The 19,295-nt window shown below is 65.0% G+C and carries 16 protein-coding genes and 2 tRNA genes; 12 read left to right on the top strand and 6 right to left on the bottom strand.

Annotated elements, in window-relative coordinates; translation table 11 throughout:
- Window positions 1–152: 152 nt before the first annotated feature.
- Together LPB04_RS20945 and LPB04_RS20940 are read left to right on the top strand one after the other, a co-directional pair.
- Window positions 153–1,046, top strand: a complete 894-nt coding sequence (locus LPB04_RS20945) for a LysR family transcriptional regulator (protein ID WP_193686379.1) — start codon at window positions 153–155, stop codon at window positions 1,044–1,046.
- The gene (locus LPB04_RS20940) at window positions 1,043–1,570 is read left to right on the top strand and encodes a GNAT family N-acetyltransferase (RefSeq protein WP_193686378.1); all 528 of its coding nucleotides are present in this window, start codon (window positions 1,043–1,045) and stop codon (window positions 1,568–1,570) included. The genes LPB04_RS20945 and LPB04_RS20940 overlap by 4 nt, the downstream gene beginning before the upstream one ends.
- Before the next feature lie 118 nt (window positions 1,571–1,688).
- Here LPB04_RS20940 and LPB04_RS20935 read toward each other — a convergent pair whose 3' ends face one another.
- Window positions 1,689–2,837 carry a GNAT family N-acetyltransferase gene (locus tag LPB04_RS20935; RefSeq protein WP_193686377.1) on the bottom strand — a complete coding sequence of 383 codons (1,149 nt, stop codon included), beginning with the start codon at window positions 2,835–2,837 and terminating at the stop codon, window positions 1,689–1,691.
- A 30-nt stretch (window positions 2,838–2,867) separates the two neighbouring features.
- Here LPB04_RS20935 and LPB04_RS20930 point away from each other — a divergent pair, with 30 nt between their 5' ends.
- Together LPB04_RS20930 and LPB04_RS20925 are read left to right on the top strand one after the other, a co-directional pair.
- Window positions 2,868–4,922, top strand: coding sequence for an NAD(+) synthase (locus tag LPB04_RS20930; protein ID WP_193686376.1), 2,055 nt, complete (start codon window positions 2,868–2,870; stop codon window positions 4,920–4,922).
- Window positions 4,923–4,949: 27 nt separating this feature from the next.
- Complete coding sequence (locus LPB04_RS20925; protein WP_192054780.1) at window positions 4,950–5,288, top strand: P-II family nitrogen regulator; 339 nt, start codon at window positions 4,950–4,952, stop codon at window positions 5,286–5,288.
- A gap of 20 nt (window positions 5,289–5,308) precedes the next feature.
- Here the strand turns inward: LPB04_RS20925 and LPB04_RS20920 are convergent, their stop codons facing one another.
- The 4 genes from LPB04_RS20920 to trxB all read right to left on the bottom strand — a co-directional run bounded on the left by LPB04_RS20920 (window position 5,309) and on the right by trxB (window position 10,089).
- Window positions 5,309–5,917, bottom strand: coding sequence for a trimeric intracellular cation channel family protein (locus tag LPB04_RS20920; protein ID WP_193686375.1), 609 nt, complete (start codon window positions 5,915–5,917; stop codon window positions 5,309–5,311).
- Between the two features lie 192 nt (window positions 5,918–6,109).
- Window positions 6,110–8,302: an ATP-binding protein gene (locus LPB04_RS20915; protein WP_193686374.1), complete on the bottom strand. Its 2,193-nt coding sequence runs from the start codon at window positions 8,300–8,302 to the stop codon at window positions 6,110–6,112.
- Between the two features lie 144 nt (window positions 8,303–8,446).
- Window positions 8,447–9,115 (bottom strand): Smr/MutS family protein, encoded by a 669-nt coding sequence (locus LPB04_RS20910; RefSeq protein WP_193686373.1) that lies wholly within the window; start codon window positions 9,113–9,115, stop codon window positions 8,447–8,449.
- Between the two features lie 11 nt (window positions 9,116–9,126).
- The gene (trxB, locus tag LPB04_RS20905; RefSeq protein ID WP_193686372.1) at window positions 9,127–10,089 is read right to left on the bottom strand and encodes a thioredoxin-disulfide reductase; all 963 of its coding nucleotides are present in this window, start codon (window positions 10,087–10,089) and stop codon (window positions 9,127–9,129) included.
- Between the two features lie 183 nt (window positions 10,090–10,272).
- Between trxB and LPB04_RS20900 the strand changes: the two genes are divergently transcribed.
- The 6 genes from LPB04_RS20900 to LPB04_RS20875 all read left to right on the top strand — a co-directional run bounded on the left by LPB04_RS20900 (window position 10,273) and on the right by LPB04_RS20875 (window position 16,761).
- The gene (locus LPB04_RS20900; RefSeq protein WP_193686371.1) at window positions 10,273–12,765 is read left to right on the top strand and encodes a DNA translocase FtsK; all 2,493 of its coding nucleotides are present in this window, start codon (window positions 10,273–10,275) and stop codon (window positions 12,763–12,765) included.
- A gap of 107 nt (window positions 12,766–12,872) precedes the next feature.
- The gene (gene lolA, locus LPB04_RS20895) at window positions 12,873–13,505 is read left to right on the top strand and encodes an outer membrane lipoprotein chaperone LolA (RefSeq protein WP_193686370.1); all 633 of its coding nucleotides are present in this window, start codon (window positions 12,873–12,875) and stop codon (window positions 13,503–13,505) included.
- A 114-nt stretch (window positions 13,506–13,619) separates the two neighbouring features.
- On the top strand, window positions 13,620–14,924 hold the full coding sequence (locus LPB04_RS20890; protein ID WP_193686369.1) for a replication-associated recombination protein A: 1,305 nt from the start codon (window positions 13,620–13,622) through the stop codon (window positions 14,922–14,924).
- 98 nt (window positions 14,925–15,022) lie between these two features.
- Window positions 15,023–16,318: a serine--tRNA ligase gene (gene serS / locus LPB04_RS20885; protein WP_193686368.1), complete on the top strand. Its 1,296-nt coding sequence runs from the start codon at window positions 15,023–15,025 to the stop codon at window positions 16,316–16,318.
- Window positions 16,319–16,401: 83 nt separating this feature from the next.
- A tRNA-Ser gene (locus LPB04_RS20880) sits at window positions 16,402–16,491 on the top strand.
- Window positions 16,492–16,671: 180 nt separating this feature from the next.
- Window positions 16,672–16,761, top strand: a tRNA-Ser gene (locus LPB04_RS20875).
- Between the two features lie 201 nt (window positions 16,762–16,962).
- On the opposite strand, the gene LPB04_RS20870 is transcribed toward LPB04_RS20875, so the two are convergent.
- Entirely contained in the window at window positions 16,963–17,904 is a 942-nt protein-coding gene (locus LPB04_RS20870; RefSeq protein ID WP_193686367.1) for a N5-glutamine methyltransferase family protein, read from the bottom strand.
- A gap of 188 nt (window positions 17,905–18,092) precedes the next feature.
- Between LPB04_RS20870 and LPB04_RS20865 the strand changes: the two genes are divergently transcribed.
- Both LPB04_RS20865 and ypfJ read left to right on the top strand, forming a co-directional pair.
- Window positions 18,093–18,269: a hypothetical protein gene (locus LPB04_RS20865; protein WP_193686366.1), complete on the top strand. Its 177-nt coding sequence runs from the start codon at window positions 18,093–18,095 to the stop codon at window positions 18,267–18,269.
- Entirely contained in the window at window positions 18,266–19,150 is an 885-nt protein-coding gene (gene ypfJ / locus LPB04_RS20860; RefSeq protein WP_193686365.1) for a KPN_02809 family neutral zinc metallopeptidase, read from the top strand. The genes LPB04_RS20865 and ypfJ overlap by 4 nt, the downstream gene beginning before the upstream one ends.
- Window positions 19,151–19,295 lie beyond the last annotated feature (145 nt).

Raw genomic sequence — 19,295 nt, 5'->3', positions numbered from 1 at the left:
CACTGGTCTGGTGCGTTATGCAAAGAGGGAAAATGCATGTGGAATGCTGCAACTGCACAATTTGTGTGCCCTCAAACATGCATATGGGAATCGATTGCGGGATGAATGTGCACTGGTGCACAATAGGGATATTGATATCAAACAATGTGCCGATGAATAGCTTGCCTGAGTGGACCGACCTTCGATTCTTTCTCGAGCTGGCGCGCGCCGGCACGCTCTCGGGCGCCTCGCGCCGGCTCGATGTCGAGCACACGACGGTGGCGCGGCGCATCGACCGCCTCGAAAAAGAACTGGGCACTACCCTGTTCGACCGTTCGCGCGAGGGCTACGAGCTGACCGAAATGGGCCTTGCGCTGCTGCCCCATGCCGAGGCAATGGAAGGCGCGGCCCTGGCTGCGGCCGAGCAGCTCGGCGGGGCGGAAGTGGCGGCCCACGGCGTGGTGCGCCTCGGGGTGCCGGAGGTGTTCGGCGTAAAGGTCGTGGCGCCGCTGCTGGTCGGCCTGCTCGACGCCAATCCCGAGCTGACGATCGATCTGCTGGCGCTGCCGAGCTTCGCCAACCTGGCCAACCGCGAGGCCGACCTGGGCGTGATGCTCGATCCCCCGACCACCGGGCGCTACATGGTGACGCGCCTGGCCTCGTTCCGCTTCTACCTGTACGCCTCGCCCGACTACCTGGCCCGGCATCCGCCGATCCGCCACCAGTCCGACCTGTCCCAGCATTATTTCGTCGACTACGTGCAGGACCGCCTGGCCAGCCGCGAGCTGTCCTATCTGGACGAACTCGGCTTTACTCCGCGCCGGCGCCTGTGCTGCTCGGGCATGACGGCGCAGATCGAGGCGGCCGCGCTGGGCATGGGCCTGATGATGGCGCCGCCGTATGCGGTGCCCGACGACGGCAAGCTGGTGCCGGTGCTGCCGGGCTTCTTCGCCGAGCGCTCGTTCTGGCTGGCGGCGCCGACCGATTTATACCGGCTGCGGCGCGTGAAGGTGGTGTGGAACCTGTTGCGCGATTACGCGGACAGCCAGCCCTCGCTGTTCGTATGAAGGTCGCGGTCAGGCGCTTCGCGCCAGCGGACAAGGATCCCGTCAACGCGATTGCACGCGCCGCGTTTGCCGAGTACGCGGCGCATTACGCGGACTGGCCCAGCTTCATCGGAGGCATCGGACGGATGGCCGATCTCGCCGGCGATGGCGACCTGTTCGTGGCGGAGCGCGATGGCGTGATTGCGGGTGCGGTGGTCCATGTCGGGCCGGGGCGGCCGCGCAGTGCGATCTTTCCCGATGACTGGTCGGTGATCAGGATGCTGGTCGTGGCGCCCGATTGGCGCGGCCACGGTATCGGCCGGCTGTTGGTTGCGGCCTGCCTGGAAGCCGCACGCGACGCGGGCGCGCCGGTCGTGGGGCTGCATACGAGTCCCGTCATGGCCTCGGCGCTGCGGATGTACACGGCGATTGGATTCGAGCGCGATAGCGACCTGCCGCCGATCAGGAGCGTGCCATATGGGCGCTATGTTCTGACGGCTGAGCGCTTGGAGACCGCGCTGGCGATACTACGGGCAGTTGCGTAACGTAGGGTGGGCTCCGCCCACGCGGTGATACGTAACCGCAAGATCATCGCGCACGAACACGGAGCCGGTGCGTATCACCGCGTGGGCGGAGCCCACCCTACGCAAAGCGCTCCGGGTTCTAGCCCTTGAATGGGTTCCTTTCATTGAGCTCACTGATGTAATCATCGATCCCGCCCGCTTCCCGCTCGAGGAAGCGTTCGATCGCGTCGGCGAACGAGGGATGCGCCAGCCAGTGCGCCGAGAAGGTGCGCGTCGGCAGGAAGCCGCGCGCCATCTTGTGTTCGCCCTGGGCGCCGCCCTCGAAGGTCTTGATGCCTTGCTCGATGCAGAACTCGAGCGGTTGATAATAGGCGGCCTCGAAGTGCAGGCAGGGCACGTGTTCCAGTTCGCCCCAGTAGCGGCCGTACAAGGTGTCGGCACTGTGGATCACCAGCGAGGAAGCGATCGGCCGGCCTTCGCGCTCGGCGATCACGAGCAGGATATTGTCCGGCATGGTCCTGCCGATGCGGCGGAAGAAATCCAGGTTCAGGTAGGGCGTCGAATAGTGCGCGGCATAGGTGTGGCGGTAGCAGCGGTTGAACAGCTTCCAGTCGGCGTCCGTCGCGTCCGCACCGCGCACGCGGCGCAGGGTCACGCCGGCTTCGCGCACTTTTCTCCGCTCCGCGCGGATGTTCTTGCGCTTTTTTTGCTCCAGCGTGGCGAGGAACTCCTCGAAGTCCGCATAGCCCGGATTGAGCCAGTGGAACTGCACGCCGCTCCTGAGCATGAAGCCGGCCTCCTGCAACTGGCGCGCATGCGCTTCCGGCGGGAACAGGATGTGGGTCGACGACACCTCGGTCGCGCGCTGGGTCGCTTTCAGGACGGCGATCAGCGCCGCGCGCGCCGCATCGTCGACCGCCAGCAGGCGCGGACCGGCGACCGGCGTGAAGGGGACGGCGGCCAGCAGCTTCGGGTAATAGTCGAGCCCATGGCGCTGGTAGGCGTCGGCCCAGGCCCAGTCGAACACGTATTCGCCGTAGGAGTGGCCTTTCACGTACAGCGGCAGGGCCGCGGCCAGCGTGGCGCCGCGCCCTGCCACGTCCTCATAGAGCGCGATGTATTGCGGCTGCCAGCCGGTCTCGGGGGCGGCGCTGCCGGATTCGTGCAGCGCATGCAGGAAGGCGTAGGAAAGGAAGGGGTTGGCTTCCTCCTGCTGCGCCAGCAGGCCATTCCAGGCTTGTTCGCCGATCTCGGACAGGGAAGAAGCGATATGCGTGCGATAATTCAAAATTGCTCTTATACCTATTCAGGGCACTACATGAACAACCGATTTTTCAATCTCTATTCCCACGGATTCGCGCGCGTGGCCGTGGCCATTCCTCGTTGCCGCATCGCCGACCCGGCCTATAACGTCGAGCAGACCGTGGCCCTCGCGCGCCAGGCCGCAGAGCAGGGCGCGGCCCTGGTCGCGTTCCCGGAACTGGGCCTGTCCGCCTACAGCTGCGACGACCTGTTCCACCAGAAGGCCTTGCTCGACGCCTGCGAGGAAGCGCTGGCGGCCGTCGTGGAGGCATCGAACACGCTGCCTGTGGCGATGGTAGTGGGCCTGCCCCTGCGGGTCAATCACCAGCTGTTCAATTGTGCGGCCGTGGTCGCGAGCGGACGCGTGCTGGGCCTGGTGCCGAAAAGCTTCCTGCCGAACTACGGCGAATTCTACGAATCGCGCCAATTCTCTGCGGCCGAATGCGCCGCCGTCGACGCAATCGAACTGTTCGGAGAGTCGGTTCCTTTCGGCCCGAACCAGGTGTTCGAGGTCGAGAACCTGCCGCTGCTGCGCTTCCACGTCGAGATCTGCGAAGACGTCTGGGTGCCGGTGCCGCCGTCCTCGTTCGCGGCGATGGCCGGCGCGACGGTGCTGGTGAACCTGTCGGCTTCGAACGTTCTCGTCGGGAAAAGCACCTACCGCCACCAGCTGGTCAGCCAGCAGTCGGCGCGCTGCATGGCCGCCTATCTGTACACCTCGGCCGGGCGCGGCGAATCGACCACCGACATGGCCTGGGACGGCCAGGCCATCATCTACGAAAAAGGCGAGATGCTGGCCGAATCGGCACGTTTTCTGGACGAGTCGCACATCATTTTCGCCGACGTCGACCTGGAACGCCTGTCGCAGGAGCGCATGCGCGCCACCACCTTCGCCCAGTCGGCGCGCCGCCATGCGCAGGAAGTGGCGAGTTTCCGCGTCCAGCGCGTGAAACTGGCGCTGCCCTTCGAGACCACGCTGCCCCTGAACCGCGAGATCGAGCGCTTCCCCTATGTGCCGGCCGACCGCGCGCTGCGCGACGAGCGCTGCACCGAGGTCTACAACATTCAGGTGCAGGCCCTGATCCAGCGCCTGTCCTCGAGCGGGATCCAGAAGGTGGTGATCGGCGTCTCCGGCGGGCTCGATTCGACCCACGCGCTGCTGGTCTGCGCCGCCGCCATGGACCGCCTGGGCCTGCCGCGCACGAACATCCTGGCCTACACGATGCCCGGCTTCGCCACCAGCGGCCGCACCCTGCAGCAGGCGCACGCGCTGATGGAAGTGGTCGGCTGCAGCGCGAAGGAGATCGACATCCGCCCGAGCTGCCTGCAGATGCTGAAGGACCTCGGCCACCCCTATGCCGAAGGCAAGGAGCAGTACGACGTCACCTTCGAGAACGTGCAGGCGGGCGAGCGTACGAACCACCTGTTCCGGCTCGCGAACCACCTGGGCGCGATCGTGATCGGCACCGGCGACCTGTCGGAGCTGGCGCTGGGCTGGTGCACCTATGGCGTGGGCGACCACATGTCGCACTACAACGTGAACGCCAGCGTGCCGAAGACCCTGATCACGCACCTGGTGCGCTGGGTCGCCGAAACCGGGGCCGTCGTGAAGGGCGGGGCGGAAGTGCTGCTGAACGTGCTCGGCACCGAGATCAGCCCGGAACTCGTGCCGGGAAAAGAAGGCGACGACAAGCCGGCCCAGATCACGGAAAGCGTGATCGGCCCCTACGAGCTGCAGGATTTTAATTTGTACTACATCCTGCGCTACGGCTTCACGCCGTCGAAAGTAGCGTTTCTTTCGTATTCGGCCTGGCGCTCGAAGAACGAGGGCCGCTGGCCGGACGAGCATGGCGCGCGCAACGAATACGAACTCGACGCGATCAAGCGCAACCTGTCGATCTTCCTGTTCCGCTTCTTCAAGACCAGCCAGTTCAAACGCAGCTGCGTGCCGAACGGCCCGAAGGTCGGCAACGGCGGCTCGCTCTCGCCGCGCGGCGACTGGCGCGCCCCGAGCGACTCGGAAGCGACGGTCTGGCTCGACGACCTGGCGAACATCCCCGACCAACAATAAAATCATCCATTCAAAACAGGAGCACACATGAAACAGATTACCTGCGTAATCAAACCCTTCAAACTCGACGAAGTGCGTGAAGCCCTGGCCGACGTGAACGTCACCGGCCTGACCGTCACCGAGGTGAAAGGCTTCGGCCGCCAGAAGGGCCATACCGAGCTGTATCGCGGCGCCGAATACGTGGTCGACTTCCTGCCGAAGGTCAAAATCGAGGTGGTGGTGGACGACGCCGTGGTCGACCAGGTGGTCGACGCCATCATCAAGGCCGCGCGCACCGGCAAGATCGGCGACGGCAAGATTTTCGTGCAGGACGTGCAGCAGGTGATTCGTATCCGTACCGGTGAGACGGGCGCGGACGCGGTGTAATACCAGTTCAAATGGGGCGGTCAACGCCCCATTTGAATGTCGAATTTCCAGGTGACCAGCCGCAGCACGCTGATGAAGAGCGCGCTGGTCCACAGCGCGAAGTCGTGCGACACGCTCGTGTACAGTCCCATCAGCAGGAACATCCAGTTCCCGAGGAAGGCGCAGATCGCGTACGGTTTGCCGTCCCGGAACACCATCGGCACCTCGTTGCAGACGATGTCGCGCAGCACGCCGCCGAAAATCCCCGTGATCACGCCCATCATCGACGCGATGAAGAGCGGCATGTTGGCGTCCAGGGCAGAGGACACCCCGGCGATCGAGAACAGGCCGAGGCCGACGGCGTCGGCGATCACGATCAGGCGTTCGGACACCATGTGGCGCAGGGTGCGGATGAGGGGGGAGGCGATCAGGGCCAGCACGAAGATCAGGATCGCGTATTCCTGGTGCGTGACCCAGAACAGCGGACGGCGGTCGAGCAGGATGTCGCGCAGGGTGCCGCCGCCGAAAGCGGCGATGAAGGCGACCGTGAACACGCCGACCAGGTCCATGCGCTTGCGGCGCGCCTCGATGAAGCCGGAAAACGCCCCGACCAGGATGGCCATGATTTCGATGAACTTGATAAGGGTCATGCAGCGACTATTCTGTTGGCATGTTGCTAGCCTAACACGGGACCCACCCTTGTAGGGTGGGCACTCCGTGCCCACGCGGTACGGCACATGAGCGGCGGCGGCATTGCAATTGATGGTGCGCATGCGTCACGTCACGCATTGCGCGTTGCCACAAAACGAGCGGTGAAACCGCGTGGGCACGGAGTGCCCACCCTACGTCGGGCCGGCGCGCTCGGTCTCGGCCAGCGGCAGCTTCACGCTGAAGATCACCTGGCCGTTTTCGTGGCGGTAGCTGATCTCGCCCTCGTGCTCGCGCACGATGGTGGCGACGATGTACAGGCCCAGCCCCATGCCGGTGCGGTTCAGCGGATTGTGCAGGGAACTGCGCTTGAATGGGTTGAACAGGGTGGCCGCCAGGTCGTCGGCAATCGGCGAACCCTTGTTCGCGACCTCGAGTGTCGCCCAGCCGGCGGCGGCGTGCAGGGCCACCCGGATCGGATGCCCGACCTGCCCGTGGTGGCGCGCATTGCTCAGCAAGTTCGACAGCACCTGCGCCATGCGCCCGGCGTCGGCGCGCACCATGGTCGGGCCGGGGCTCGCATATTCGTAGCTGATCGTCGGATAAGCCAGGCGCATCTCGTCGACCAGGTCTTCGGTGAGCGAGGCCAGGTCGATCGGATCGAGCGTCATGCCCAGGCCCAGGCCGCCGTCGATGCGGCTCATGTCGAGCACCTGGCCGATCAGGCGCTGCATGCGATTGCTCGAGGACTGGATCCGCTTGCCCAGCGACGGCTGCGCATTGCCATTGCCATTGCCGCGCTCGAGCAGGGTGCCGGCCATGTTGATCGAATGGAGCGGATCGCGCAGGTCGTGGCCCAGCATGGCCAGCAGCTGGGCGCGGGTCGATTCGGTCTGGGCGCGGCGTGCGTTCGAGGCGCGCAGCAGTTCGGACAGCATCAGCCGCGCATTCGACTGCACCGGCGCTTCCCAGGGCTGGGCGCGTCCGCGTACGGTTTCGTGCCAGGCGTCGAAGGACCCGCGCGGGGTCAGGCGCGCGCCCAGCGGACCGTGGCTGCTCGTCTTTTCCGGGCGTCCGGCCCAGGCCACCTGTTCGATCTGTTCGGTGCGCAGCAGCAGGCACCAGCCGCCGCCGGGCGGGTCGAAGGGCAGGGCCAGCATCCCGACCCATTTGCCGATGACCGGCTGCACGTCCACCGGCCATTCGTCCAGCGCATCGCGTACGACCAGGTCGCTGGCATCCAGCGGGAGCGAGCGCACGATGGCCTCGGCCGTGGCGCGTTCGATCGCGCCGAAGCTGATGACTTTGCCGTTGTGGACGCAGACCAAGGCATGCGAGCCGGTCGCTTCCTGCAAGGCCTCGGCATGCCGGGCGAGGGCGTCGAGCGGTTCCTCGTCGATCAGCAGCGACTCGACCAGGCTGGTGCGCACGCGCGCGGCCTGCTCGACCTGCTCGGCATCCCGGCGCGCCTCGATGCTCTGGATGGTCGAGGCCATCACCTGGGCCAGCACGTCGGCCGCCATGCGGATCGAGTAGGGCACCTGTTTCGGCGCCATGTGGTGGCAGGCCAGCAGGCCCCACAGGCGGCCGTTGATCACGATCGAGACGCTCATCGACGCGCCCACGCCCATGTTCTGCAGGTATTCGATGTGGACCGGGGAGACGCTGCGCAGCACGCCGTAGCTCATGTCGAGCGGCAGCGCGCCGGGCGCGCCCAGCATCGGCACCGGCTGGTAGCCGACATCGGCGATCATGCGCAGGGTCGTGAGGATGTACATGCGGCGCGCCTGGGCCGGGATGTCGCCTGCCGGGTAGCGCTGGCCGACGTACGGCGTCAGGTCCTCGCGGCGCGCTTCGGCCACGACGTCGCCGCTGTCGTCTTCGCGGAAGCGGTAGGCCATGACGCGGTCGAAGCCGGTGAATTCGCGCACCTGGCGCACGGCGGTTTCCAGCAGGGTGTCGATGCTCTTCTGGCGCCGCACGCGTTCGATCGAGCTGTGCGCCTTGACGGCGAACAGGGCGACCGTGTCGGCGGGCACGTGGCGCGATTCGAATTCGGCGATGACGCGGCCATGCGTGGCGTGCACGATGCAGTCGTACTGGACCTTGCCCAGCTCGACGGCGATAAAGGCCGGCGCGCATTCGCCGTCGACCTGGCCGGCCACGCATTCTTCGATCAGCTCGGCGGCCAGCGCCGGCAGGGGCAGGTGGTCGAAATGCTGGCCGGCTTGCAGGTTCGCCAGTTCGGCCGGGATGTTCGCGCTCCAGCCTTCCACGCTGCCGTCCAGCCCGAAGAACAGCAGGAAGCCGTGGGGCTGGATGAATCCGGGAATGTGAATCGGCTCGTCCGCGCAGGATTGCAGGTCTACCAGGGGCGCCGCGGACATGGGAACGATCGGACTGGACTTCAATGGACTTCCCTTATGGTAGGCGCTGCATGGACGGCGGGTCGGCGCAATTCTACAACGTGCCGACAAAGGGATGTCGCCTCGACAGTATTGCAACGCGGTGAGTGTTGTATCCGCCCCGCATTAACGGTCGAGTGCCGGCTTGAGCAGCACGATCAGCGCGCCATTGCCGCCGTCGGCCCGGTTTGCCACGCAGAAGGCGACGACTTCGTCGAGCTGGACCAGCCAGCTGTGCACGACCGAGCGCAATACCGGCTCGCCGTTCGGGGAGCCGTAGCCGACCCCGTGGATGATGCGCACGCAGCGCACGCCGCGGCGGACCGAGCGGCGCACGAAGTCGCCGACCTGGCCGCGTGCGGTGTCGCGCGTCATGCCGTGCAGGTCGAGTTCGTCCTGTAGCGGCCAGTGGCGCTTGCGCAGCTTTTTCACGACGTCGGGACCGACGCCGTCTTTTGAATAGGAGAGCGTCGGGTCGTCGTCGAGCAGGCCGTCCACGTCGAACATGTCCGACAGCGACTGCTGCAGCACCAGGGCGTCGTCTTCTTCCTGCGACAGGACGCGCCGTGCGGGCTGCTCGCGCAGCAGCGCTTCCTGCACCGGCCGATAGACGTAGCGGTTCGACTCCGGCATCTTCTTGACGCCGTCCATGGCGCTGCGGAACTCGACCGCGCGTTCGCGGGCGATGCGTTCGCGCTTTTCGCGTTCGGCCTGCTCGATGGCGCGCAGGCGTTCCTCTTCCTGCAGCCGGTCGCGCAGGGATTTGAGTTCGGCAAAGTCTTTCATGCCTGCCATCGGGCTCCTTGTTACTGGCCGTCTTCCAGCGCTTCCAGGTAGCGCTGGGCGTCGAGCGCGGCCATGCAGCCGGTGCCCGAGCTGGTGATCGCCTGGCGGTAGATGTGGTCCTGCACGTCGCCGGCCGCGAACACGCCCGGCACGCTGGTGGCCGTGGCCATGCCCTCGTTGCCGCTGCGGGTCTTGATGTAGCCGTTGTGCATGTCGAGCTGGCCTTCGAAGATCATCGTGTTCGGCTTGTGGCCGATCGCCACGAACAGGCCGTGCACGGTCAGGTCCTTGGCCGAACCGTCGCCGGTGGAACGGATTTTCAGGCCGGTGACGCCGCTGTTGTCGCCCACGACTTCGTCCAGCGTGTGGTTCAGTTCCAGCACGATCTTGCCTTCCTTGACCTTGTGCATCAGGCGGTCGACCAGGATCGGCTCGGCGCGGAACTTATCGCGGCGGTGGATCAAGGTGACTTTCGAAGCGATACCGGCCAGGTACAGGGCTTCCTCGACCGCGGTATTGCCGCCGCCGATGACCGCCACTTCCTGGTTGCGGTAGAAGAAGCCGTCGCAGGTGGCGCAGGCCGAGACGCCGCGGCCCATGAAGGCCTGTTCCGATTCCAGGCCGAGGTACTGGGCCGAGGCGCCGGTGGCGATGATCAGGGCGTCGCAGGTGAATTCGTGCGAGTCGCCGACCAGGCGGATCGGCTTTTCGTTCAGGTAGGTCGTGTGGATGTGGTCGAACACGATCTCGGTATTGAAGCGCTCGGCGTGCTGCAGCAGGCGCGCCATCAGCTCCGGACCTTGCACGCCCAGCGGGTCGCCCGGCCAGTTCTCGACATCGGTCGTCGTCATCAGCTGGCCGCCCTGTTCGACGCCGGTCACCAGCATCGGGCTCAAATTCGCGCGCGCGGCGTAGACGGCGGCACTGTAGCCGGCAGGACCGGAACCGAGGATCAGGACTTTGGCGTGTTTCTTAGTGGTCATGGGGTGCGAGGTAGTAAGAGAAGAAAGGGGAAACTGGGGGCAGGACGGACATATATCAAGTCGCCGAAAACAGCAGCGATTATAGACGATGATGCGTCCGAGCATGAATCATGGGGTATCGCAACGCGACATGCTTTAGAATGGTCGGATTCCGCCACGGCGAACACATCAGCAGCCAGCAGCATGAGCAAGAAGAGTCCCGCACAGCCCACGACACCACCCCGTCATCCGTCCCCGCGATCGCCGATGCCGCGCCGTCTCGCCCGTCTCCTGCTGGAGGCGCGCTGGATCGCGATGGCCGTCGGCTTCCTGTATTTCGTGATGATTTTGCTAAGCTACAACAAGGCCGATCCGGGCTGGTCGCACGCGAATACCGTCGCCAGCATTTCCAACCTGGGCGGCAAGGCCGGCGCCTGGCTGGCCGACCTGTTGCTGTTCATTTTCGGTTTTTCCGCCTGGTGGTGGGGCGCCCTGTTCATGCGCGCGGTCTGGCGCGGTTACCGCAAACTGACCGACAAGCTGCCCACGCCGGCCGAACCGGAGCACCAGGACGAATTCATCGTCCGCTGGATCGGTTTCGGCCTGATGTTCGCCGGCAGCGTCGGCCTCGAATACCTGCGCATGTGGTCCTGGGACGTCGAATTGCCGCGCGCCCCGGGCGGGGTGCTGGGCCAGCTGCTCGGCCACGCCGCCCAGGTCGCCTTCGGTTTCACGGGCGCGACCCTGCTCCTGCTGCTGCTGTTCGGCCTCGGTTTCTCGCTGTTCTTCCACGTCTCCTGGCTGGCCGTGGCCGAGCGCATCGGCGAGGCCGCGGAAAGCACGATGGACTGGTTCCGCATGCGGGTCGAAGACCGCGAAGACCGGCGCCAGGGCGAAGCGGCGGCCGTACAGCGCGACGAAGCCGTGGTGACCGAACGGGCGAAAATCGAGAAGCCTGCGCCGGCGCGGCGCGCCGAGCCGCAGCTCGACGACGACGAACCGCTGCATGTGCCGGCCCCGGCCCGTGCCGCGCCTTCGCTGGGCGCGCCTGCCGCCGGCGCACCGGCCGTTGCCGCCCAGACGATGGCGGCTGAATCTGGGTCGATGCCTGCACCGATCAAGATCGAACCGCAGATGATGTCGGTGCCAAAAGGCGAGCGCGCCGTCAAGGAGCAGCAGACGCCGCTCTTCCGCGACCTGCCGGGCGACTCGCCGCTGCCGCCTTTGTCGCTGCTGGACGAACCGCCGCCGGCGCAGGAAACGGTCTCCGTCGACGTGCTCGAATTCACCAGCCGCCTGATCGAGAAGAAGCTGTCCGACTTCGGCGTCGAAGCCAAGGTCGTGGCCGCCTTCCCGGGCCCGGTCGTCACGCGCTACGAAATCGAGCCTGCCACCGGCGTGAAGGGCAGCCAGATCGTCAACCTGGCGCGCGACCTCGCGCGTTCGCTGTCGCTGACCTCGATCCGCGTCGTGGAAACCATCCCCGGCAAGAACTACATGGCGCTCGAGCTGCCGAACCCGAAGCGCCAGATCGTGCGCCTGACGGAAATCGTCGGCTCCAAGGTCTATAACGACAGCGCCTCGAACCTGACGGTCGCGCTGGGCAAGGACATCGCCGGCAAACCGGTGGTGGCGGACCTGGCCAAGATGCCGCACCTGCTGGTGGCCGGTACCACCGGTTCCGGTAAATCGGTCGGCATCAACGCGACGATCCTGTCGCTGCTGTACAAATCCGATCCGGCCGACGTGCGCCTGATCCTGATCGACCCGAAGATGCTGGAAATGTCGGTCTACGAAGGCATCCCGCACCTGCTGGCGCCGGTCGTGACCGACATGCGCCAGGCCGGCCACGCGCTGAACTGGGCCGTGAACGAGATGGAGCGCCGCTACAAATTGATGTCGAAGCTGGGCGTGCGTAACCTGGCCGGCTACAACACCAAGATCGCGGATGCGGCCAAGCGCGAAGAGCACATCCCGAATCCGTTCTCGATCATGCCGGACAATCCGGAGCCGCTGGAAAAGCTGCCGACGATCGTCATCATCATCGACGAATTGGCCGACCTGATGATGGTCGTGGGTAAAAAGGTCGAAGAGCTGATCGCCCGTATCGCGCAGAAGGCGCGCGCCGCCGGCATCCACCTGATCCTGGCGACCCAGCGTCCGTCGGTCGACGTCATCACCGGCCTGATCAAGGCGAACATCCCGACCCGCATCGCGTTCCAGGTGAGTTCGAAGATCGACTCGCGCACGATTCTCGACCAGATGGGCGCCGAAGCCCTGCTCGGCATGGGCGACATGCTCTACATGCCGCCCGGTACCGGCCTGCCGGTGCGCGTGCACGGCGCCTTCGTGTCGGACGACGAAGTGCATCGAGTTGTAAAACATCTTCAGTCGCTGGGCGAGCCGAATTACATTGAAGGCATCCTGGAAGGCGGCACGCTGGAAGAGGGCGCCACCGGCGGCGACGGCATGCCGGCCGGCGAAGGCGGGGGCGAGTCCGACGCGATGTACGACCAGGCCGTGGCCGTGGTGCTGAAGAACCGCCGCGCCTCGATCTCCCTGGTCCAGCGCCACCTGCGCATCGGCTACAACCGCGCCGCCCGCCTGCTCGAGCAGATGGAGCAAAGCGGCGTCGTCTCGCCGATGCAAAGCAACGGCAACCGCGACATCCTCGTGCCCGCCACCCAGGCAGAGTAAGCGACCCGTTCGCTTCCGCACCGACCGATACAGCGGAGTAACGTAGGGTGGGCTCCTGAGCCCACGCGTTCGTGCCTATGCACACCGCACACTGAAAAAGGACCCCAATGATCGCTAAAAAGAACATCGCCACCCTGATCGCCACTGTCGCGTTCGCACTCTCCGGCGCCGCCCACGCAAGCGCCCTCGAGCAGTTCAAATCTTTTGTCGCCACCACCAAGGCCGCCAAAGGCGAGTTCACCCAGCAACAGCAGCGCAAATCCCAGACCGGCAAGATCTCGCCCGTCTCGAGCGGCAGCTTCGTCTTCGCCCGCCCCGGCAAATTCATCTGGAACTACACCAAGCCCTACGACCAGCTGCTGCAGGCCGACGGCGACCAGCTCTACATCTACGACAAGGACCTGAACCAGGTCACCGTGAAAAAACTCGGGAACGCCCTCGGCTCCTCGCCGGCCGCCATCCTGTTCGGCAGCAACGACCTCGAAAAGAACTTCACCCTGTCGGAGGCGGGCACCCGCGACGGCCTCGAATGGCTTAATGCCGTGCCGAAAGCGAAGGACACGACCTTCGAACAGATCAGCATCGGCCTGAAGAACGGCACGCCGGAAGCGATGGAATTGAAGGACACCTTTGGCCAGACCTCGGTACTGAAATTCACCAGCTTCCAGCGCAACCCATCGCTGGGCGCGCAGGAGTTCAGGTTCGAGATGCCGAAGGGCGCGGAAGTCAACAAGCAATAGTCGGCCATGCGCCGCCGCGCGCGGCGCCTGCGCGCGCGGGTGCTGGGCGCATCAGCTACACTAGCCGCATGCACAACTTTTCATTCTGTTTCAGCCGCGCCGCTGGAGTCCGCCGTGGATGACCTTTTCAAGAACGAGCCGGCCGCGCCGCTGGCCGAAGCCCTGCGCCCGCGCACCATCGACGAAGTCATCGGCCAGAGCCACCTGCTCGGCCCCGGCAAGCCGCTGAACCTGGTTTTCAAATCCGGCAAACCGCATTCGATGATCCTGTGGGGGCCGCCCGGCGTCGGCAAGACCACGCTGGCGCGCCTGACGGCCTACGCCTTCGACTGCGAATTCATCGCCTTGTCCGCCGTGCTGTCGGGCGTGAAGGACATTCGCGCCTCGGTCGAACAGGCCGAGCAGTACCTGGCGCGCGGCAAGCACACGATCCTCTTCATCGACGAGATCCACCGTTTTAACAAGTCGCAGCAGGACGCCTTGCTACCATTCGTCGAGTCGGGCCTGGTGACGCTGATCGGCGCCACCACCGAGAATCCCTCGTTCGAGGTGAACTCGGCGCTGCTGTCGCGCTCGCAGGTATATGTGCTCAAAGCGCTGAACGACGACGAGATGCGCCAGTTGCTGGCCCGTGCGCAGCAGCGCGTGCTGGCCCATTTGAAATTCGACGAGATCGCGATTTCGACCCTGATCGGCTACGCCGACGGCGACGCCCGCCGCTTCCTGAACCTGCTCGAGCAGACCAAGACCTCGGCCGAAACCTCGGGCATCACCACGATCACCGGCGAATTCGTCGACAACGCGCTGACCCTGAACTCGCGCCGCTTCGACAAGGGCGGCGACAATTTCTACGACCAGATCTCGGCCCTGCACAAATCCGTACGCGGCTCGCATCCGGACGCGGCGCTGTACTGGCTGTGCCGCATGCTCGATGGTGGGGCCGATGCCAAATACCTGTCGCGCCGCATCGTGCGCATGGCCTGGGAAGACATCGGCCTGGCCGACCCGCGCGCGCTGCAGATCGCCAACGATGCCGCGACCACCTACGAGCGCCTCGGCTCTCCCGAGGGCGAACTGGCGCTCGGGCAGGCGGTCGTCTACCTCGCGATCGCGGCCAAGAGCAATGCCGGCTACAACGCCTTCAATGCGGCGATGGCGTTTGTCCGCAAGGACAAGTCGCGCGAAGTGCCGGTACATCTGCGCAATGCCCCGACCAGGCTCATGAAAGAGCTCGGCTACGGCCACGAATACCGCTACGCCCACGACGAGCCGAATGCCTATGCGGCCGGCGAAACCTACCTCCCCGAGAACATGCCGGAGCCGCGCTGGTACCAGCCGGTGCCGCGCGGGGTGGAGGCGAAGATTGCGGAGAAACTGGCTTTCCTGCGCCAGCTGGATGAGGACGCCGGCGAGACGTAAATCTCGCCATCGAAATCCGCTGCCCGCTTGGTACAATTGCAGATTAGACAAACTGCGCGACATACTGCTGTCCCGCCCCATACTACGATAGCCCGACAATGATAGACATCCAACTTCTCCGCAAAGACATCGACACCGTCGCCGCGCGCCTGGCTGCGCGCAAGTTCCAGCTCGACGTGGCCGGCTTCAACGCCATCGAGGCCGAGCGCAAGGCGATCCAGACCCGCACCGAAGAACTGCAGGGCAAGCGCAATTCGCTGTCCAAGCAGATCGGTATGTTGAAGGGCAAGGGCGAGGACACCTCCAGCGTGATGGCGGAAGTAGCGGGCCTGGGGGATGAACTCAAAGCCAACGAAGGGCTGCTGGCCGACGTCCAGCGCAAGATGGCCGAGTTCATGGAGGCGATCCCGAACCTGCCGCACGAATCGGTGCCGGCCGGCACTGACGAAACCGGCAACGTCGAAGTGCGCAAGATCGGCACGCCGCCGTCGTTCGACTTCGAAGTGAAGGACCACGTCGACATCGGCGAAAAGCTGGGCCTGGACTTCGACACCGCGACCAAGCTGACCGGCTCGCGCTTCTCGGTGATGAAGGGCGGCATCGCGCGCCTGCACCGCGCGCTGGCCCAGTACATGCTCGATACCCATACCGACAAGCATGGCTACCTTGAATGCTACACCCCGTACATGGTCAATGCCGACTCGCTGCGCGGCACCGGCCAGCTGCCGAAGTTCGAAGAAGACCTGTTCTCGGTGAAGAAGGGCGGCGCGGAAGGCGAGGGCGAGACCTTCTACCTGATCCCGACCTCGGAAGTGACGCTGACCAACGTCGTGCGCGACGAGATCGTCCCGCTCGACGCGCTGCCCATGAAGATGACGGCGCACACCCCGTGCTTCCGTTCGGAGGCCGGCAGCTACGGCCGCGACACCCGCGGCATGATCCGCCAGCACCAGTTCGACAAGGTCGAGATGGTGCAGATCGCCCATCCGGAACAGTCGCATGCCGCGCTGGACGAGATGGTCGGCCATGCCGAGTTCATCCTGCAGAGCCTGGGCCTGCCGTATCGCGTGATGCTGCTGTGCACCGGCGACATGGGCTTTGGCGCGGCCAAGACCTATGACCTGGAAGTGTGGCTGCCGGCGCAGAACACCTATCGCGAGATTTCCTCGCTGTCGAACATGGAAGCCTTCCAGGCCCGCCGCATGGGCGCCCGTTTCCGCAACGCCCAGAACAAGCCGGAACTGCTGCACACGCTGAACGGCTCGGGCCTGGCAGTGGGGCGCACGCTGGTCGCGGTGCTGGAGAACTACCAGCAGGCCGATGGCAGCGTGGTGATTCCGGAAGTGCTGCGTCCGTACATGGGCGGGCTGGAGCGTCTGGCGCCGGCTGCCTGAGTTCTGAGGATAAATAGCTCTTCCGTTTTTGGCAGCGGGTGGCTATAATGTTGGTCTCTTGCAGCGACCGCAACACCGATTTAGGAGAGGTGGCAGAGTGGTCGAATGTACCTGACTCGAAATCAGGCGTACGTTAAATCGTACCGTGGGTTCGAATCCCACCCTCTCCGCCAGTAAATGAAAAAAGCTCCCTCTGGGAGCTTTTTTCATTTACGGAAGGCTGGGCACCTGTGCCCAGCGAAACGCCGATCATTGTTGCCTAAAGTCTTTGTATGCCTCTGGCATCGTTCCCTTGCACAACACAGGATCGCTCGCTATAATGCCAGCCTTGCAGCGACCGCAACACCGATTCAGGAGAGGTGGCAGAGTGGTCGAATGTACCTGACTCGAAATCAGGCGTACGTTAAATCGTACCGTGGGTTCGAATCCCACCCTCTCCGCCAGTAAATGAAAAAGGCTCCCTCGGGAGCCTTTTTTATTTACTGGTGGAGAGGAGGGAAGCGCCTGCGCGCTTCCCGTGTCGGATTCGAAGACCCGCGCTTGCAAGCGCGGGGGCGGCCCGCGGGATGTGGGCGAATCCCACCCTCTCCGCCAGAAGTAATAAAAAAGGCTCCCTCGGGAGCCTTTTTTATTTCTACCATTCTTTAGCCGCGCTTCGTCGCCCGCAGCCACACCGCCGCGATCCGCTCCACCTCTTCGTATCCCTCGCAATCGAGCTGCCCGCCGAAGATGTCCGGATCGAGTTCCTCATAAGACCACGATTCGCAGGCCGCCTCCAGCCGCGGGCGGATCGTGTCCAGGAATTCGTCGCGCCCGTCGACGATGGCGATGCCCGTGTACAGCAGCAGTGTCCCGCCCGCCGCCAGGCGCTCGAGGGCCGCGTCGACGATCTGCAGCGACAGCCCGGCGCCACGCATCTCGCCGCCATGGCGGTAGCGCAGTTTATCGGGGTCGAGGATATAGGGCGGGTTCGACAGCACCAGGTCGAATTCGCCGTCCAGGTCGTTGAGCAAGTCGCTGTGGCGCACCTGGACGTTCGCCGTTCCGGCCAGGCGCGCGTTGACGCCGGCGAGCGCCAGGGCGCGGTCGTTGATGTCGGCCGCCACCGTCTCGCAAGCGGGGAAATACGCCGCGACCTCGATCGCGCCGGGCCCGCCGCCGGCGCCGATATCGACCGCCCGGCGCGGCGGCGCCAGATCCGCCATCGCGCGCTTGAGCGCGGCGACATAGCGGTAGGTATCCGGCCCGAAGAAGACCGCATCCTCGTCATGGGTCGGAAAGGCCGAGTGGAAGTACAGGCACGTGCCGATGGTCGAGGCGCGCACCGTGGCGCACAGCCTGTCCCCGCGCTCGTTCAGCACGCCGGCGCGGCGCATCAGCGCCAGCATCGCCGCCGGCACCGTCGCTTCGCGGAATGGCCGGCTCCAGCCGAATACCCCGCGCAAGTCGCGCGCCATGGCATTCTCCGGCCGGCCGTTGACGCGGCGGTGGGTGGCCGGTGTGACCGTGGTGAACTGGTAGCCTGCCTGCTGCAGGGCCTGGCCCAGCGCGAGCAGGGCATCGGGATCGTGGAGGATGGCGGTCATGCCGTGAGCATCGCCGATGGCCTGCGCCTCCTCTGTACGCTGACGTACAGAATACGAAGCGGCGCGCCCCTTATGTGAATACCCGAACATACTGGCTCGTGCGATACGTCCATACTGCAGGCATGTTCAAGTTGGCAACGGTGCCGACGCAGGAACAAACCCAGACTCAGCAGATAATCAGGACAGCCATGAAGCCAACTTTCCAGGACCAGGAACACGCCCGCGTCGACCGCGAAGTCGAACGCGAGCGTCATGAACGCACCCTCAACGACGACGCCCGTGCCGGCCTCGCACTTGACGACGAATTTCGCATGAAGGATGCGCGCGAGAGCATGAATTCGTCCAGCCTGCGGAGGGCGCGATGAAATGGGAAGGCGACCGCGAGAGCAGTAATGTCGAAGACCAGCGCGGCGGCGGTGGCGGGGGAGGCGGCGGCTTCAATATCGGCGGCCGCGGCATCGGCCTCGGCACCGTGGCCATCGCCCTGGTGGCATCGATCTTCTTCGGCGTCGATCCGGGCACGGTGATCGGCATGCTCGGCGGCGGCGGCGGGCCGGCGCCCCAGGTGCAGCAGCAGCGCGACCCGAGCGCACCCCAGGCCAACGACCGCGAAACGCGCTTCGTGCGCACCGTGCTCGGCTATACCGAGGATGCCTGGGGTCCGATCTTCAAGGCCCAGGGCGCAACCTACCAACCGCCGAAACTGGTGTTGTTCGAAGGCCGTACCCAGACCGCCTGCGGTACCGGCAACGCGGCCACGGGGCCCTTCTATTGCCCGGGCGACCAGAAGGTGTACATCGACCTGAGCTTCTTCCGCCTGATGCAGGAGCGCTTCCACGTCGGCGGCGAATTTGCCCAGGCCTATGTAATCGCGCACGAAGTGGGGCACCACGTGCAGAAGCTGATCGGCGTATCGGACAAGGTCCATAACGCCCAGTCGCGCGCATCGGAGACCGAAGGCAACGCGCTGTCGGTGCGGCTGGAACTGCAGGCCGACTGCTTTGCCGGCGTCTGGGCCAACCACACCCAGCAGAAGGAAGCCTTCCTCGAGCAGGGCGACGTCGAGAGTGCGCTGGCCACGGCCACGGCAATCGGCGACGATACCTTGCAGCGCCAGTCGCGCGGCACGGTGGTGCCCGATTCGTTCACCCACGGCAGTTCCGCGCAGCGCGTGCGCTGGTTCAAGCAAGGGATGGAGAGCGGCGACCCGCAGCAGTGCAATACTTTCGAAGCGCGCCAGTTGTAATCACCAGGCAATTATTCGCGTTCCAGCAGGAACATCACGTTTCCTGCTGCGAACGTAATGCCATCCTGCTCTTAAATTGCGCTAAAAAACACGAATTCATTTCCGTGCGCGTATCGCATTCGATAGCGTTTTGACATAAATTTAG

Origin of the sequence: Massilia litorea (assembly GCF_015101885.1) — a bacterium.
GTDB lineage: Bacteria > Pseudomonadota > Gammaproteobacteria > Burkholderiales > Burkholderiaceae_D > Telluria > Telluria litorea.
This window is presented reverse-complemented; position numbering and strand designations above follow the sequence as displayed.